The sequence below is a fragment of the Desulfobaculum senezii genome (genome assembly GCF_054657395.1).
The window spans coordinates 1851284-1866001 of record NZ_BAAHYU010000002.1 but is presented as its reverse complement, the minus strand read 5'-3'; the positions used below and the strand labels follow the sequence as shown (position 1 = coordinate 1866001).

Annotated in this window: 9 protein-coding genes; all 9 read right to left on the bottom strand. The window is 60.1% G+C overall.

What is annotated here, in order from left to right; all coding sequences use genetic code 11:
- Positions 1-256: 256 nt before the first annotated feature.
- The 9 genes from ACYQ2T_RS08990 to ACYQ2T_RS08950 all read right to left on the bottom strand — a co-directional run bounded on the left by ACYQ2T_RS08990 (position 257) and on the right by ACYQ2T_RS08950 (position 14414).
- On the bottom strand, positions 257-2083 hold the full coding sequence (locus ACYQ2T_RS08990; protein ID WP_459900037.1) for a cation:proton antiporter: 1827 nt from the start codon (positions 2081-2083) through the stop codon (positions 257-259).
- Between the two features lie 226 nt (positions 2084-2309).
- A complete protein-coding gene (proX, locus tag ACYQ2T_RS08985; protein ID WP_459900036.1) occupies positions 2310-3338 on the bottom strand; it encodes a glycine betaine/L-proline ABC transporter substrate-binding protein ProX in 1029 nt (342 codons plus the stop codon).
- 15 nt (positions 3339-3353) lie between these two features.
- Positions 3354-4187: an ABC transporter permease gene (locus ACYQ2T_RS08980; protein WP_459900035.1), complete on the bottom strand. Its 834-nt coding sequence runs from the start codon at positions 4185-4187 to the stop codon at positions 3354-3356.
- A gap of 18 nt (positions 4188-4205) precedes the next feature.
- Positions 4206-5432, bottom strand: coding sequence for a glycine betaine/L-proline ABC transporter ATP-binding protein ProV (proV, locus tag ACYQ2T_RS08975; RefSeq protein ID WP_459900034.1), 1227 nt, complete (start codon positions 5430-5432; stop codon positions 4206-4208).
- Between the two features lie 546 nt (positions 5433-5978).
- A complete protein-coding gene (locus ACYQ2T_RS08970) occupies positions 5979-7223 on the bottom strand; it encodes a DUF4857 domain-containing protein (protein WP_459900033.1) in 1245 nt (414 codons plus the stop codon).
- Entirely contained in the window at positions 7217-7888 is a 672-nt protein-coding gene (locus ACYQ2T_RS08965; RefSeq protein ID WP_459900032.1) for a hypothetical protein, read from the bottom strand. The genes ACYQ2T_RS08970 and ACYQ2T_RS08965 overlap by 7 nt, the downstream gene beginning before the upstream one ends.
- A 46-nt stretch (positions 7889-7934) precedes the next feature.
- The gene (locus tag ACYQ2T_RS08960; RefSeq protein ID WP_459900031.1) at positions 7935-8828 is read right to left on the bottom strand and encodes an ABC transporter ATP-binding protein; all 894 of its coding nucleotides are present in this window, start codon (positions 8826-8828) and stop codon (positions 7935-7937) included.
- A 1-nt stretch (position 8829) separates the two neighbouring features.
- Positions 8830-11325 (bottom strand): TonB-dependent receptor plug domain-containing protein, encoded by a 2496-nt coding sequence (locus tag ACYQ2T_RS08955; protein WP_459900030.1) that lies wholly within the window; start codon positions 11323-11325, stop codon positions 8830-8832.
- A 149-nt stretch (positions 11326-11474) separates the two neighbouring features.
- Positions 11475-14414 (bottom strand): M16 family metallopeptidase, encoded by a 2940-nt coding sequence (locus tag ACYQ2T_RS08950; RefSeq protein WP_459900029.1) that lies wholly within the window; start codon positions 14412-14414, stop codon positions 11475-11477.
- Positions 14415-14718: the final 304 nt, after the last annotated feature.

Here is a 14718-nt window from a genome sequence, read left to right as displayed (position 1 = left end):
AACCGCCCACTCTGCGACGAAACAGAGTGGGCGGTCTTTGCATCAAGCCCAAGAAGGAGGAGGACTTGAAAAGCGCATCCGGACCCGTCATGGACGTGGCGGGAATGCCGGAATGGTTGTCGGATATGCGTGTGGGCGTTGAGCCTATGTATCAGGCGATACTAAAAAAGGGAAGAACACATGCAAAAAAAATGAAAGGCGAAGGGAAGGTGGGGAGGACTGCGCGAAAAGCGGGGAGTGGCGGCGAGAATGCGGGTTAGGCGGTCTCTGTTTCCTCGTGCAGTGGGGGCTGGTAGATGAGGGCGATGATGCGCCAGCCGGCGGCCGGAGTGAACCGGGGCGTCACGGTAAAGGGGAAAATGCGCCCAGCAGGGGACACCGCAAACAGCGGCGTACGGCGTTCGCCGCCTTCACTGAAGGCAAGGTAGTCCTCGTAGGTGAATTCCTCGGTGAGGGGGGTGGTGCGCAGAATTGCACCGTCTTGCAGGTTTTGCCGCAGGGCGGAGTAGGTGACGGACTCGTCAAACAGGTCCGTGCCGCCAAACCGTAAGGCGGCCTTTTCGTCGGCGGTGGTGTTTTCCGTGCGGTGGGTGCGCACGCTGTAGATATTTTCCGGGCCGAGTTCCAGCCGGTAGTACTGTGCGGCAAGGGCGTTGCGCTCCGCGTAGGGCGTCAGCGCCAGCAGTTTGCCAATGCCCGTGAGGTCCAGGTGACGCTCCGCATGTTCGGACACGGGGTTGCCCCAGTAGGCAGGCAGGCCGTGCAAACGGGCTTCCACCACTCTGTCCCAGTTCTGGTCGGCAAGCATCACGCGGAAGCCGTTGTCCACCAGCTCCTGCGCCACGGTTTGCGCCACGTTTCCCGCGCCGATAATCAAAAAGCCCTCCGGTTCCGGTTCGGCTACGCCCAGCCACTTGGCAATGGGGCGCGCCGTCGCACTTTGCAGAACCACCGTGCCGATGATGACTAAAAACGTGAGGGAAACAAGGCCGCTGGCATCGGCGTAGCCCATCTCCTGCAGGCGGATGGCAAACAGCGCGGAGATAGCCGCGGCCACAATGCCGCGCGGAGCTATCCACGCCAGCATATGCCGCTCCGGCATGGAGAGCTTGGAGCCTATGGTGGAGGCCATTACGCTCAGGGGGCGGGTCAGGAACTGGATGACGCCAAACACCGCCAGCCCGCCCCAGCCAATGGCCATGAAGCTCTGCGGGTTCATGCGCGCCGCAAGGATGATGAACAGCATGGAAATAAGCAGAATGCTCAGGCTTTCCTTAAAGTCCAAAATCTCGCCAAGGTCCATGCCGTCCATATTCGCAAGGCAAATGCCCATCACCGTTACCGACAGCAAGCCGGATTCCATCTCAAGGACGTTGGACGCCGCGAACACGGCGCAAACAAGGGCGAGGGTGGCGAAGTTTTGCAGATAGTGGGGAATCCAGTTGCGGACAAACGCGGCGCGCAGGAGCGCGCTGGACACTGTGCCGAACACCGCGCCAATGACGACGATTTTGCCAAAGGCCAAAAAGCCTGCGGCAAGGCCCCCCTCCAGACCACCCGCCACGATGAATTCATACACCAAAACGGCCGTAATGGCCCCGATGGGGTCGATGAGGATGCTTTCCCACTTGAGGATATGCGCCACGTTCTCCCGTGGGCGGACCGTGCGCAGAAGCGGCGCGATGACCGTTGGTCCCGTAACCGTCATCAGCGCGCCAAACAGAAACGACACCTCCCACGAGAAGCCAAGCAGGATGTGCGTGGCCACGGCTGTGATGCCCCACGTCATGGCGACGCCGTAGGTGATGAGCCGGCGGATGACGCGCTCCAGCCCCGGGATGTCCCGCAGGCGCAGGGTGAGGCTGCCTTCAAACAGGATGATCGCGACAGCCAGCGAAACAAAGGGGAAGAGCAGGTCGCCTAAAAGGTCGTCCGGCACCAGCCAGCCCAGAACAGGCCCGGCAATGATGCCCGTGGCAAGCAAAAAGATAATGGCCGGAAGCCGCACGCGCCACGCCAGCCATTGGCAGGCAAAGCCGACAAGAAGGATGAGGGCGAGTCCGGTTACGGCGTGTTCGTGCATCTGTTTGGCCTTGCTTCGCTGTTCAACCGTGGAAATCCGTTGCGCTTTGGAGACGTTCGGATGAGCGGGGTGCCCTTTGCGCAATGGCATCGCCGCGCCGGGTGAATCCGCCGTGCGCTGTTGAACGGGCTGTTTTTTAGCGCACAGGTGTCGCCCTGAGATGGGGCACAAGTACAAAAACGCCCCGGCGGGATGTCCCGCCGGGGCGTTATGCGCGGGTGCGTGATTACTTGGCGGCGTTACGCGCCTTGGTCAGCCAAGTATTCCACGTCTGTTTGTTTTTGGCGATCCATTCGTCCACATGCTTGGCGATGTCGCGCTCGGACTTTTCACCTTCGTTCATGCGGGTGTTCTGCTCGTTGATGTCGTTCAGGGACAGAGTAAATTCTTCCATGAACGTTTTGGCGGCGGGGTTCTTTTTCAGGAACTCCTTGTTCGCCACAATCTGAATGTCGCTCACCACGAAGCCCAGTTTGATGGGGTCGGTGACTGCGCCTTCAATGCCGGAAACCGTCATGCGGTCCTTGGCCGGGGCCTGCGCCTCGGTGGGCATGATTTCGGGGACGTTAATCCACACGACGTCCTTGCCGGGCTTCAGCTTAAAGATGGTCCAGTTCGGAGCCCAAGTATAGAAGAATACGGGACCGCCGCTCTTGTAGGTGCCAAGGGCGGACGCCATGCCTGCCTCGTAGGAGGCCTTGATAAGGTTGATGTCGTCACCAAGGTCATAGACCTTCATATGGTGGGAGATAACGTTTTCGCAGCCCCAGCCTGGAGGGCAGGCCGTGAGGTCGGCCTTGCCGTCGCCGTTTTGGTCAAAGGCTTTTTTGACTTCCGGGCGGCGGAAGTCGTCCAGCGAGGTGATGTTGTACTTATCCGCTTCTCTCTTGGAGACAAGGTAGCCCTGCAGGCCGCCAGCCTTCACCACGTAGCCGACCTTCTGCGCGTCGTCATAGAAGCCGCGGGGCAGCTGGCTGTCGTGGTTGGGGAACCAGCCGTTGGTCCAGTAGTCCACGTCACCAAGGGCGACGGACTTGTAGAAGATGGGGTTCTGCAGGTCCTTGGGGCGGTCCACGTCGTAGCCCAGCTCCTCCAGACCGCGGCGGACAAGGGCCTCCTGGAAGAAGCCTGTGTTCCATGTTGCGCGGGCGGGTTTGACGGTGACGCCTTCACCCGGCTTCATGTCCGAAGCCATGGCCGACGTGGCCAAAAGGGCCACGCAGAGAATGGTAAGAAGTGCATGGTGCAGTCGCATTGAGCCTCCTGTGTTTTAGGATTTTTTGTGCGCCATCGACTGTGTGATCCTGTCGAGCACAATGGCGATGAGGACGATGGCGAGGCCGCCGATGACGGCGCGCCCGATATCCAAAGTGTTCAGACCAAGAATGACTGGTGAACCAAGGCCGCCCGCGCCAATAAGCGCGGCAATAACGACCATGGACAGCGCCATCATGATGGTCTGGTTCAGCCCGGCAAGAATGGTGGGCATGGCAAGGGGAATCTGGACCTTGACAAGCACCTGTGTGCGCGTTGCCCCAAAGGCCTGCGCCGCCTCCACCAACTCTGGGTGGACGCCGCGGATGCCAAGGCTGGTCAGCCTGATAAGGGGGGGCAGGGCAAAGATGATGGTTGCCAGAACGCCCGCCACGTTACCCACGGAAAACAGCATCACAATGGGCACGAGGTAGACGAAGGCCGGTGTGGTCTGCATGGCGTCAAGGACCGGGCGTATCCCGGCCTCGAACTGGTCGCTGCGGCCCGCGGCAATGCCAAGGGGAATGCCCGCAAGGGCGCAAAAGAGCACGGAGGAGAGTACCATGGCGAGGGTGGTCATGGACTGCTCCCACAGACCAAGCAGCCCCACAAGCACAAAGGTGATGATGGAGAAAATGGACAGCTTGTAGCCGGAAAAACGCCACGCGGCAAAAGCCACCACGGCAATGATGATGAGCGGGTGCAGGGCGTTCAGCCCGGCGTCAAAGCCGTTCAGTGTTTGTTCCACGGGCCATTTAATGCTCTGGAAAATGTCTCGGTAGTTATCTACCAGCCAATCGACGAACTGGGTGACCCAGGCGTCGAGGGGGATAATCTGTTCGTTGAACATGGAGTATCGTCCTCGCTGTTATGCGGATTGTGCTTCTTCGATGTCCTCTTCCGTACGGTGCAGCGTGCGCAGGAAGCGGTTGCGCGAAACAACGCCCTTGTACACGTTGCCGTCGGCAACGACGGGGACAGGCCAGCCCCGCGCCGCAAGCGAGGGCAAAAGCTCCTGCATGGAGTCGCTGACATCCACAGGCGTGACATCGGGGAGGAAGGCTCGGCGCAAGGACTTGTCGCCGTCGCTTTGGGCGGCGTCCAGCGTTTCGATGACGGATTCGGACGAAACCATGCCGAGGTAGCGGTGGCGCGTATCCAGCACGATGCCGTAGTCGCGTTCGCTGCCGCTGAGGAGTTCGTGGGTGGTGCGCAGGTTGCCCTGCTTGGTCATGACAATGGTGGGGTACGTGTCGCGGGCAATGTCCCCAGCGGAAATGACGCCGGTGGGGTCCACCCCACGGAAAAAGGCGCGGACGTAAGCGTTGGCCGGGTTCTGCAAAATTTCCTCCGGCGTGCCCACCTGGATGACGCTGCCCCCTTCCATAATGGCGATGCGGTCGCCAATGCGCAGGGCTTCGTCAAGGTCGTGCGAGATGAAGACGATGGTGCGCTGGTCTTCCTCCTGCAGCTTGAGCAGCTCGTCCTGCATTTCGGTCCTGATGAGGGGGTCGAGGGCGGAGAAGGCCTCGTCCATGAGCAGGATGTCCGGGTCAACGGCCAGCCCGCGCGCAAGGCCTACGCGCTGCTGCATGCCGCCGCTAAGCTGGTTGGGGTAGGTGTCCTCCCAGCCCGCCAGCCCCACTTGCTCCAGCGCCTCGCGGGCGCGGGCGTGGCGTTTTTCCTTGTCGATGCCGGCAAGCTCCATACCGAAGGCGGCGTTATCCAGAACAGTCTGGTGCGGCATGAGCGCAAAGGACTGAAAGACCATGCTCATGTTGTGCAGGCGGAATTTTACGAGTTCGTCCTCGCCCATGGCGGTGACGTCTTGCCCGTCCACTTCCACGGTGCCTGCCGTTGGTTCAATGAGCCTATTAAGCATACGGACGATGGTGGACTTGCCTGAGCCGGAAAGCCCCATAATGACGAAGATTTCGCCAGACATAACGTCAAACGACGCCGAGTTGACGCCAACGGTCATGCCGGTCTGTTCGAGGATTTCATCCTTCGCTAATCCCTTCTCCAAAAGCCGCAGCCCCTTTTGCGGGTTGGGGCCGAAGATTTTGGAGAGATTGCGAACGCGGATTTTTTCCATGTTTACTCCCGGTCTAGTGATGCGCTGTGGCAGGAAGGTGTACGTTGGTGGGTAAAGAGCAATGCAGACTTTCTTTTTCAGTGTCGATTGTGTGTCCTGCCGCCAGACGAAATGAATGCACTGCAGTAGTGTTAAATATAAGTACTCGAATGCTGTTTTTTGTCAAGGTTTGGCTTTGGATCAACGTATGCGCGCGGGAATATCTTCGATATTCCTTTGCTCGTGGCAGTGTGCAGTGATGTTGTGTCGATTTGGGAGGTTATATTCCACACTGCGTAACTCGTATTTCGTCGCGGGGGGATTGTGCGGGTGTCTGTGCACTGGGTAGGCGGAAAAGCGTTGGCTGGTGGTGCGTCGGGCCACAGTGGGGAGAGCGCGCCGGGTAGGGCGCTGTGCCGCGGGAGTGGGCGCGCAAAAGCGCGGGGAAAGGCGAAGTTTTCCACAGCGTTGGCTGCTGGGGGCGGCGTGGCTGTGTAAAACGAAAGCCGCCCCGGTCAGGCGGCAACTGACCGGGGCGGCTGAAGGCGCGATGTGCGGACGAGGGCGCTATTCGTCCGGACTTGCGAGGGGGCCGAAGGCGGCCATGGCCACAAGGCCATAGAAGCCCGTACCGGCAAGGAGGAGGACGTCCGCAGCCTTTGGCAGGCGGCGGAATCGGCGTCTGTGGAGCGGGATGTAGAGGAGTATCGCAAAGAGACATCCTGCCGCGGACCACAGGGGGTAGGCAAACACATCAGTCGGCGCAATGCCCGCAAAGCGGCTCAGCGGACTGGATGTGGTGATTTTAAAAGGCAGGAAAAAGGCGACAAGCTCGGCGCGGCGCTCCTTGGTCGGGTTGTATATATCATTAGAGAGGCTGTGGACCTCGGACCACGTGGTATCAAGGGCAACGCTGCGCAGCGTGGTCGGCGTTTGCTGTTGCACCATGATGTTCAGCGGTGTTGCGAGAATGCGAACGGAGTCGGTATCCGGCGAATAGCCCTTAAGCGGTAAGGTCATGCGACGGTAGCCGTCGCAGGCAATGGCGTGGATGTCCGTCTCCGTGACCACAAGGGCGTAGAACTCGCGGCGTTCTGCCTCGGCGACGATGATTTTGCGCACCGGCTGGTCAAAGCGCTGGCCCGTATTGCGGCAGACCGGCTCGCCCTTGACCATCAGCAGGTGGAACAGCCGGCCGGTGCCGTCCAGCAGAAACGCGCCCCAGTCAACGGGCTTTTGGTTGGTGGGATTCATGGCCGCCAACACGCCGGGGAAGGTGAAGCCCGCGTCCTTGAGGGCGGCGGTGAAGCGCTGGGATTTGTCGGCATTCACGCGGTTGGTTTTGCAGTCCAGAAACTCCAGCCTGTCGCCAAGGCGGAACATATCCGGGGGATACTCCAGGTTGGTTCCGCGCGGGGAGGACTCCATAAGCAGGCCAAGGGGCGGCTCTGGGGTATTGATATCGCGCGGGGACAGACGGATGAACTGCATGCGCCGGGCAATCTGCTCTGCGGTGAAGGGCTGGCCTTTGACCATGCCGTCCCACTGCCCCCACTTGGCAAGGTTGCCGTGGAACATGAAGGGCAGGGCGCGGCAGTAGGCGACGTAGTCGAGGGGCGCGCCGTTTTCGTCAAAGCGCTCAAGGCCGCTGTCCGTGCTTTTTTGCATAACAAAGCGTTCCAGCACGGAACTATAGAAGACCACAGGCGTGCCGGAGCGGGTGCTGGTGGCCTTATGCGCCACAATGGGCAGGGTGCTGGCAAGCACAAAGATGATGATGGCGAGCGCGCAGGCGCGGGCGAGGGCTACCATGTCGTCCCCCTTTTGAAGCGGTGGGCCAGAAGGTCAAGCGGCAGAAGCCATAGCAGGCACAGCACCGCGTAGCCGGGCAAAATGGGACCATAGGCTGCCGGGACGGGGTTATCAAAGAGCGGCAGCAGAAACAGGACAAAAATGGCGCTGAGGAAGAGCTTTCGCGCGGGGCGGGGTTCCATGATGACGAGCGCTGTCCCCATATATGCGGGGATGCCCGCCAGCAGCCACGGCGCAGTGGTCACCATGGCGCTTACAACGACCTCTGCGGGCAGATATGTCGCCACAATGGCCGCCACGCCCGCCAAGGTGAGTGCCGCCACGCCAAGGGTCGCCCCAAGGCCGATGGCGACGATGGAATAGATGGCCTTGCGGTGCGGCACGGGCAGGTGAAAGAGCAGGCGCAGGCGCTTGCCCGAACACTCCGGCACAAACTGAAACAGCGCAAACCAGATGCCCGAGAAGGCCGTGACCAACTGCACGTGGTTGTAAAACACTTTCTCGTAGAAGACGGCGTCCAGCCACAGCATGACCGGGCCAATGACTTCCGCGACGTGGCGAAAGCTGACCAGCGTGTAGCCAAGGGCGAGAGCGGCAACAGCCAGCGGCACCCAAAACACGCGTCGCAGCTTCAGCCACTCCTTGTATGCCAATGCAGAATGCATGTGTTCTCCAAAAGGCGGGGGCGCATGCCGCGCCCCCGCGTCGTACTTAGTATTTACCGGTGATGCCGATGAAGGCGTCTTCGAAGTCCATGGGCATTTCCGTCAGGTCATCCACAGCCACACCTGCCGAGGCAAGGGTGGCGCGCATCTCGTCATAGGCCAGATAGCCGTAGATGCTGGTTGTCGCGGCGCTGTGCTCCACATTGGCAATGTGCCCGGTGGGGCGCAGGCGGTCCGTGACTTCCGTACGCGGCAGTCTGTAGCCGTGGAAGGAGTCCAAGAAGTCTTCCTTCCGTCCGGTGACAAGGGTCTTGCCGCTTTGGATGATGACCATCCGGTCGATGAGCTTGTCGAGGTCCTGCACCACGTGGGAGGTGACAAGCACGGTGGTGCCGCGCTCGGCTACATATTCCTGAAGAAACTCAAGGAATAGCCGCCGATAGCCGACATCCAGCCCCATGGAGTAGTCGTCCAGCAGCATCAGGCGCGGGGTTTGGGCCATGATGAGGCCCAGCACCACCTGCGAGCGCTGCCCGCAGGACATACGCGAGATGCGCCGCGTCACGGGAACATCCAGCCGTCCGACAAGGTCATAGAACACGTCCCGCTCCCACTTGGGGTAGAAGGCGGCGTGAAAGCGCTCTATCTCCTCAATGGACATGAAGTCGTACTGGATGAACCGCTCGTGCAGCAGGCCGATGTCGCGCCGAGTGGCCGGGGCAATGTCGTTGCTTGGCTCGCCGAGGACGCGGCACTGGCCGGACAGCGGGCGCAGGAAGCCCATCAGGATATTGATGGTGGTGGTCTTTCCCGCGCCGTTCTTGCCCAACAGCCCAAAGATGCTCCCCGGCTCCACGTCGAAGGTCAGCCCGTCCAGAACGGTCTTCTCCCCGTAGCTGTGCCGCAGGTCGCGGCAGGATATGACTGGTCCGCTGTGCATCTTAGAACTCGTAGGTCATGCCGGCCCAGAACTGCCGACCGGTCAGGCGGTTGCCGTCCTTGTCGATGATGGACGTGGCATCAAAGACGTTGGTCACGGTGAGGTTCAGCGTCAGCAGCTGGTTCTTGTACTTCCACGCCTCGTAGTCGATCTGCCAGTCGAAGGTTATAGCTTCGTCGATGTTGGAGTCTTCGTATGAGTTGTACCTGATGCCGTCGTCATCCGTGTAGGGTTTGGATTGGACGATGGAACGCATGCCCGAGACGTAGCGGGTGGTGTTGGTGAAGGTCAGCTTGTCGTAGAAACGGCCGCTGTAGATAAAGGTCAACACCCACGGACGGTTGAAGTTCGAGGCAGGCAATTCATCACGGTTGATGAGTTCCCCGTCGTAGTAGACCTTGTCAAAGTCGTATCCGGGCATGAAATTATTGTTGTTGGACGAGTCAAGAAAGTCGTTGAAGTTGGTTTCGTTTTCAGAGTACGTGGCGCCGATGCTGAAGTAATGGTTCTTGACCATTTTTTCATAGCTGATGGTGTATCCGGTGTATTCCGTTTCACCATCATTGGTCATGCTGTACTCTATGCCGCCTTCTCCGTCGCGGTGCGAGGCGAACTGGTCGTGCCCTTCACGCTTGACGTACTCAAGGGAGAGGGTGCCGCCCCAGAGGTTGGCCGTGCCGCCCAGCATCAGTTCATCAGAGTAGGGGGTGTCCAGCCCGGTGATGTCGTAGCTTTTGTTTTTTTTGGGCTTAGGGTTTATCCAATCGCTCAGTATTCCACCTGAGTTGGTACGGCTGTACTTGTACATCGGCTCATCAGAGCGCAGGGCGTAGGTGAGAAGGGGGGCGCCGTAGTAGCGGTTGGCTCCACCGATGATCATATAGTCGCCGTCACCGAAGATGTCGTAGGTGGCCTTGAATCGGGGCTCGAGGTTCGTGTTCTCCAGGAAATCGTCATAGGAGAGGCGGAGGCCCGGACGCAGGGTGAGGTCACCGAAGCTCATTTCGTCTTCAACGTATGCACCGAGAAGGTTCATGGAGGCGGAGCGGGAGGTTGCTCCCTTCACGCTTTTCGATTTGGTGTATTGCTCGCCGGCGATGATGCCGCCGCTACCGTTGTCGATGACATCAGATTGCAGGCTGGGCCTATAGTAGGCTATGCGGTCGTCTTTCTGTTCGTATTTGCCAAAGACGTTCTCATGCGCAAGGCCCATGTTCAGCACATGGGTGGTAGCGCCGAGGGCCATTTCTCGGGAGCTGAAGTCCAGCATGGAGGACAGAGAGCGCTGCTCGTTATATGCGCTGCCGAAGCCGCCTTCCATGGCGAAGTAGTTGTTGTCACCCCACTGTGTGGAGGAGTTGTTCTTTTTTGTCCAAGTGGTGTGGATATTGTTGTCCGCGTCGCGCTCGGTACGCATCTGCGAGTAGCCCGTGCGGAACTCCACGGTGCCAAGGTTCATGGCGTGCTCAAGCCCAAGGGTGAAGGACGAGCCGCCATTGGTGATGGTGTATTCGGAATCCTTGTTGCTGGCGGTAAAGCAATCCGCCGCGTAGGGCGCGTAGATGGCGGTGAAGTCAATGGACGTATCGCTGTCGATGTCGTGCACAACCTTGGCGAGGAAGTTCTGGCTGACGCGCGTCTGGTCCTTTTCGCCGTCCATGTAATACAGCGGAATAGTGGCGTGCTTGACGTCGTAGGCAAACAGGGCGCTGGTCTGCTCCGAGATGGGCACATCCATGGAGAAAGAGCCTTCGTATCTGCTGAACCGGGGCTGGTTGTCCGGGGAGGAGGACTTTTCAAAGGCCTCGCCGTCGGCAACGCGCTGGTTGGTCCATTTGTCACGGGTGTGGCGGACTTTCACCTTGCCGCCGAACTCGCCTGATGGATCGCGGATTTCCGCATTGACCACACCGCCGAGGAAGCCGCCGTGCTTTGCGGAAATGTTGGAGGTGTAGACTTCGACTTTTTCCAGCAGGTCGGTGTCCAGGAACATCCCTTGCGCGGGGCTTCCTGGGAAGGCCGAAGGGTTGCTGTGGTCAAAGCCCGACGGATCAATGCGGTTATTGATGCTCAGGCCGTCCACAGTGAAGGCGTTCTGATAGTATTTGCCGCCGCCGATGGAAATCTTGGGCGGCGTCAACTCTCCGCCCTGCGTGGAGGAGCCGAAGCCGTCGTCGAACTGGACGTTTGGCTGGGTGCGCAGGGTTTCGGTGATGCTGGATGAGGTGGAGGGCAGGCGGTCCAGCATTGTGCGGTCAATGACGGCTTTGCCCTGCTCATGCTCTTCTGCCGTGATTTTCATCTCTTCCATGGTCAGGACGCGCTCGTCCTGCTCGGTGGCGTTTGTCGCGGTTTCGGTGGGTGTGGCGTCTTTGGTGGCGTTTTGTGCGGGCGCGGCGTCGCCCGCGTATGCCGCGGGGGCGGACAGGGTCAGGACCAGCGCCAGCGTGGCGATAATGCGGCGCATCCTTGTGCTTTTACGAAACGGTTTCTTCACGGGTGCTCTCTCCTCAGAAGGTGCCGGATACGCTTCCGGCAAGGTTTTGAATGTGAATTTGAGAATCGTTATCAATCAAAAGGGTGTAAAAAAGCCCCGGCCCGAAACCGGGCGGCAGTGCCGCCCGGCCGGGAGCGGGGCTGTTGTGCCTAGTTGGTCGCCGCCTTGGGGGGCAGGACGGTGAAGACTGCCGCCTTTTCAGGCTGAACGTAGGTCTGTGCCAGAGCGTTGAGGTCCTCTGCCGTGGTCTGTTTGAGGAAGCCGTCATACGCCTTGGTGCGCTCGAACGCGCCGGGGGCGGTGTAGGCTTCCTGATCCAGAAGCATGCGCCAGAAGAACGCGAGGGACATGAATCTCTTGCGCGAGGTCTGCATCTGGCGTTTGGCGCGGGAGACTTCCTCTTCGGTGATGCCGTCCTCAATCAGGTTGGCGAACACCTTTTTCAGCTCCCGTTCCACAAACTGCACCTTGGCTCCGTTCGTGGTGACAATGGTGTACAGCATCCCGAAGTCCGGGAAGGCCGTCATTTGCCGGTACGCGCAGAAGGTAGAGTAGGTGGCGCCAAGGTCCTCGCGGATGTGGATGCGCAGGCGGTCAGAGATGACGCTGCTCAGCACGGCAATCTGCGTGTTGCGCAGGACGTCGCCCTCTTTGATGGGTGCGCCCGCTGCGCCAACGGCGCCGGGGACGGGGTAGCCAATCATGACGGCGGACTGGTCAAGATCGCCCTTAAGGCGGTAGCTGCCGCGTTGTCCTTCGGGGAAGTGCAGCTCCATGGGCTTCGCGTCATTGTGCTTCGGGGCGATGCCCTCAAAGGTGCGTGCCACAAGGTTGACCAGCGTGTCTGGATCAAAGTCGCCGGAGGCGGTGATGACCAGCGGGCCAATGGCGGTCTGCTCCTTCACAAAGCGGCGTACGTCGTCCAGCGTGAAGCCTTTGACGTCGTCCAGCGTGATGGGAGCAATGGCATTGGGGCGGCCGGACAGGAAGCGGGGCACTTTGGTCATCATGGCCTGCTGGGCCGTATCCGTGCTGCGTTTGGTTTCCACTTTCAGCGTGGACATCGCGGCCTGCATGGCCTGCGGGCGGATGTGCTGGTCGCGGAGCATGGCGCGGACAAGGTGCAGGGAGGTTTCAAGGTCTTCGGGCAGGCAGGCTGCGCTAATGCCCATGGTGTCCGCGCGGGACTGCCAGCCGATGCGAATGGCTTTGCCGGGCAGGATCTGCGCCATCTCGCTCCGGGTCAAACGTCCGGGAGCGGAGTTGGAGACCACACGGGCGGCCAGCCGCGCCAAGGCTTGCTCACGCTCGGACATAAGAGCGGTGCCAGTGCCAAAGCCAAGGCCGATCATGATGGTGTTTTTCTGCGTCTTGCGGGGTTTCATGAGCAGGGTGATGCCGTTGTCCAGCTTCACTTCGCTGTAGGTATACGGCTCGCCAAGCTCGGTGTGCTGTACGTTGGAGACAACCTTGGCAGGCGTCTTGGGGGTGGCGAGGTAGGGGAATTCCACATCAACGGGCGGTTCGTAGGGGGCAACGTCGTCCTTGGCGCTTTTGTCCCACTGCGCTTTGATGAGGGCCTCGGGGTCCTTGGCGTCAATATCCATGCCCGTGACGGTGAGGATGCGGTTGCCGCCCTTCCACGCATTGCGGAAGGCCTGTTCGATTTCCTCGGTGGTGATGTCCTGAATCATGGGGGCGTAGAGCGCCTGTGTCTGCTCGGCGGACTGCACCACGTACCCGGCGTTTAGGGTGGTGATGATGTTGGCGGCAAGGGACTTGGAGTCCGTGCTGGCCTCTTCCTCAACGCCCTGTGTGATGATGGTGCTGTACACCTCTTTGGCCTTGGCGATTTCCGCATCGTGGAAGCCGTGCTCAAGGGCGCGGCGCAGTTCGTGCTCCATGGTGGTCAGGGCGTTTTTCCACTGGCCGGGGCGGCACATGCCCATCACGCGGGCGTTGTCGAACAGGTCAAAGGCTTTGCCCATGCCAGCCATGCCGCGCAGGATGGGAGCATCCTTCTGCGTGGTGAGGCGCATCAGGCGAAGGCGCAGGGCCTGAGAGGCCAACTGCTCTGCCAACTGCTGGCGCTGGCGGGCCTTGGTATCCACGGTCCACTGGCGCTGCTTCAGGTTCTGCACCATGACCATGGGCGAAAAGCCGGAGACGGGGTCGTAGTGCACGGTGAGGTCCTGCTTCGGGGTGATGTCGCCCCAGCTGGGGACCTCGCGCTTGGGGGCGCGGGGGCCGAAGTCGGCAAAGGCCCAGCGTACCATCGGCTCAATGGCCTTGGGGTCAAAGTCGCCTACCATGACGAGGATGGTGTTTTCCGGGCGGTACCATGCGTCGTAGAAGCCGCGCAGCAGCGCTGCGTCCGCGCCTTTGATGACCTTTTCGGTGCCGATGGTGGGGTTCACAAAGCGGGTGCCGTCGTAGATGACGTCCAGACTACGCTGACGGGCGCGGGAGCCGACGGTATCACGCGCGGTTTTTTCTTCCAGAATGATGCCGCGCTCTTTGTCCACCTCTTTGGGCAGGATGAGCGCGCCGTGCGCAAAGTCCGCCAGTACGGTGAGGCCGCTGGAGATGGACTCCGGCGTGGAGGTGGGCAGGTCCAGCTTGAACACCGTTTCCGTAAGGGAAGTATGGGCGTTGGTGTCGCCGCCAAAGCTCATGCCGTGGCGCTGGAAAAACTTGATGAGTTCGCCCGGGGCAAAATTTTCGGTGCCGTTGAACACCATGTGCTCAAGGTAGTGAGCGATGCCTGCCTCGTTGTCGCGCTCCATGAGGGAGCCTGCCTGCACGTCCAGCTGCATGGCAGTGCGGCCTTCCGGCTGGTCGTGGTGCAGGAGAAAATACCGAAAGCCGCTTTCAAGGCGGCCATAAACGGCGTCTTCGTGCTGAGCGAGGTCGCTTTTTTCATGGGGCCACTTGCCGTCCAGCCAGTAGGCTTCGCCCTGGGCCTTGGCCGCGTGCGCCGCGCCGGTGCCTGTGACCATAAGGGCCGCAAGGCAAGCCAGCAGCATGCCAGCGCGAAAACGCCGCGTGAGCGGGGCGAAACTCCCGGCCTGTGTGTGCTGATGTGTCATAGTGTTCTTCATACCTGTCGCTTAAGCGGTTTTTCGAGGATTGTCAGTCGTATGGAAGCACGGTTAGAGCAGAAAACACCCCGAGTCAAGAATGAAATTCACTTTCATTTGCAACGTGGCGCACGCAATAATTGCCTCAAGGCGTGGGGTGAAAAATTCCCAATTGGTGGGCTGTTATGCTCTAATACGCGTATAATTGGCATTGAGAAGTTGGGTGAAAAAAATGCTGAATCACTTGACTTTGATTTTCAACATCGCCTACACCGCCCCCTAGGCGTTCATAAAATTTTGCTGTGGCTCCAGC

Excerpts from the sequence above, each read along its gene's own strand:
- proX (WP_459900036.1), bottom strand. The coding sequence starts at position 3,338 with ATGCGACTGCACCATGCACTTCTTACCATTCTCTGCGTGGCCCTTTTG.
- ACYQ2T_RS08950 (WP_459900029.1), bottom strand. The coding sequence starts at position 14,414 with ATGACACATCAGCACACACAGGCCGGGAGTTTCGCCCCGCTCACGCGG.
- ACYQ2T_RS08980 (WP_459900035.1), bottom strand. The coding sequence starts at position 4,187 with ATGTTCAACGAACAGATTATCCCCCTCGACGCCTGGGTCACCCAGTTC.
- ACYQ2T_RS08990 (WP_459900037.1), bottom strand. The coding sequence starts at position 2,083 with ATGCACGAACACGCCGTAACCGGACTCGCCCTCATCCTTCTTGTCGGC.
- ACYQ2T_RS08970 (WP_459900033.1), bottom strand. The coding sequence starts at position 7,223 with ATGGTAGCCCTCGCCCGCGCCTGCGCGCTCGCCATCATCATCTTTGTG.
- proV (WP_459900034.1), bottom strand. The coding sequence starts at position 5,432 with ATGGAAAAAATCCGCGTTCGCAATCTCTCCAAAATCTTCGGCCCCAAC.
- ACYQ2T_RS08960 (WP_459900031.1), bottom strand. The coding sequence starts at position 8,828 with ATGCACAGCGGACCAGTCATATCCTGCCGCGACCTGCGGCACAGCTAC.
- ACYQ2T_RS08965 (WP_459900032.1), bottom strand. The coding sequence starts at position 7,888 with ATGCATTCTGCATTGGCATACAAGGAGTGGCTGAAGCTGCGACGCGTG.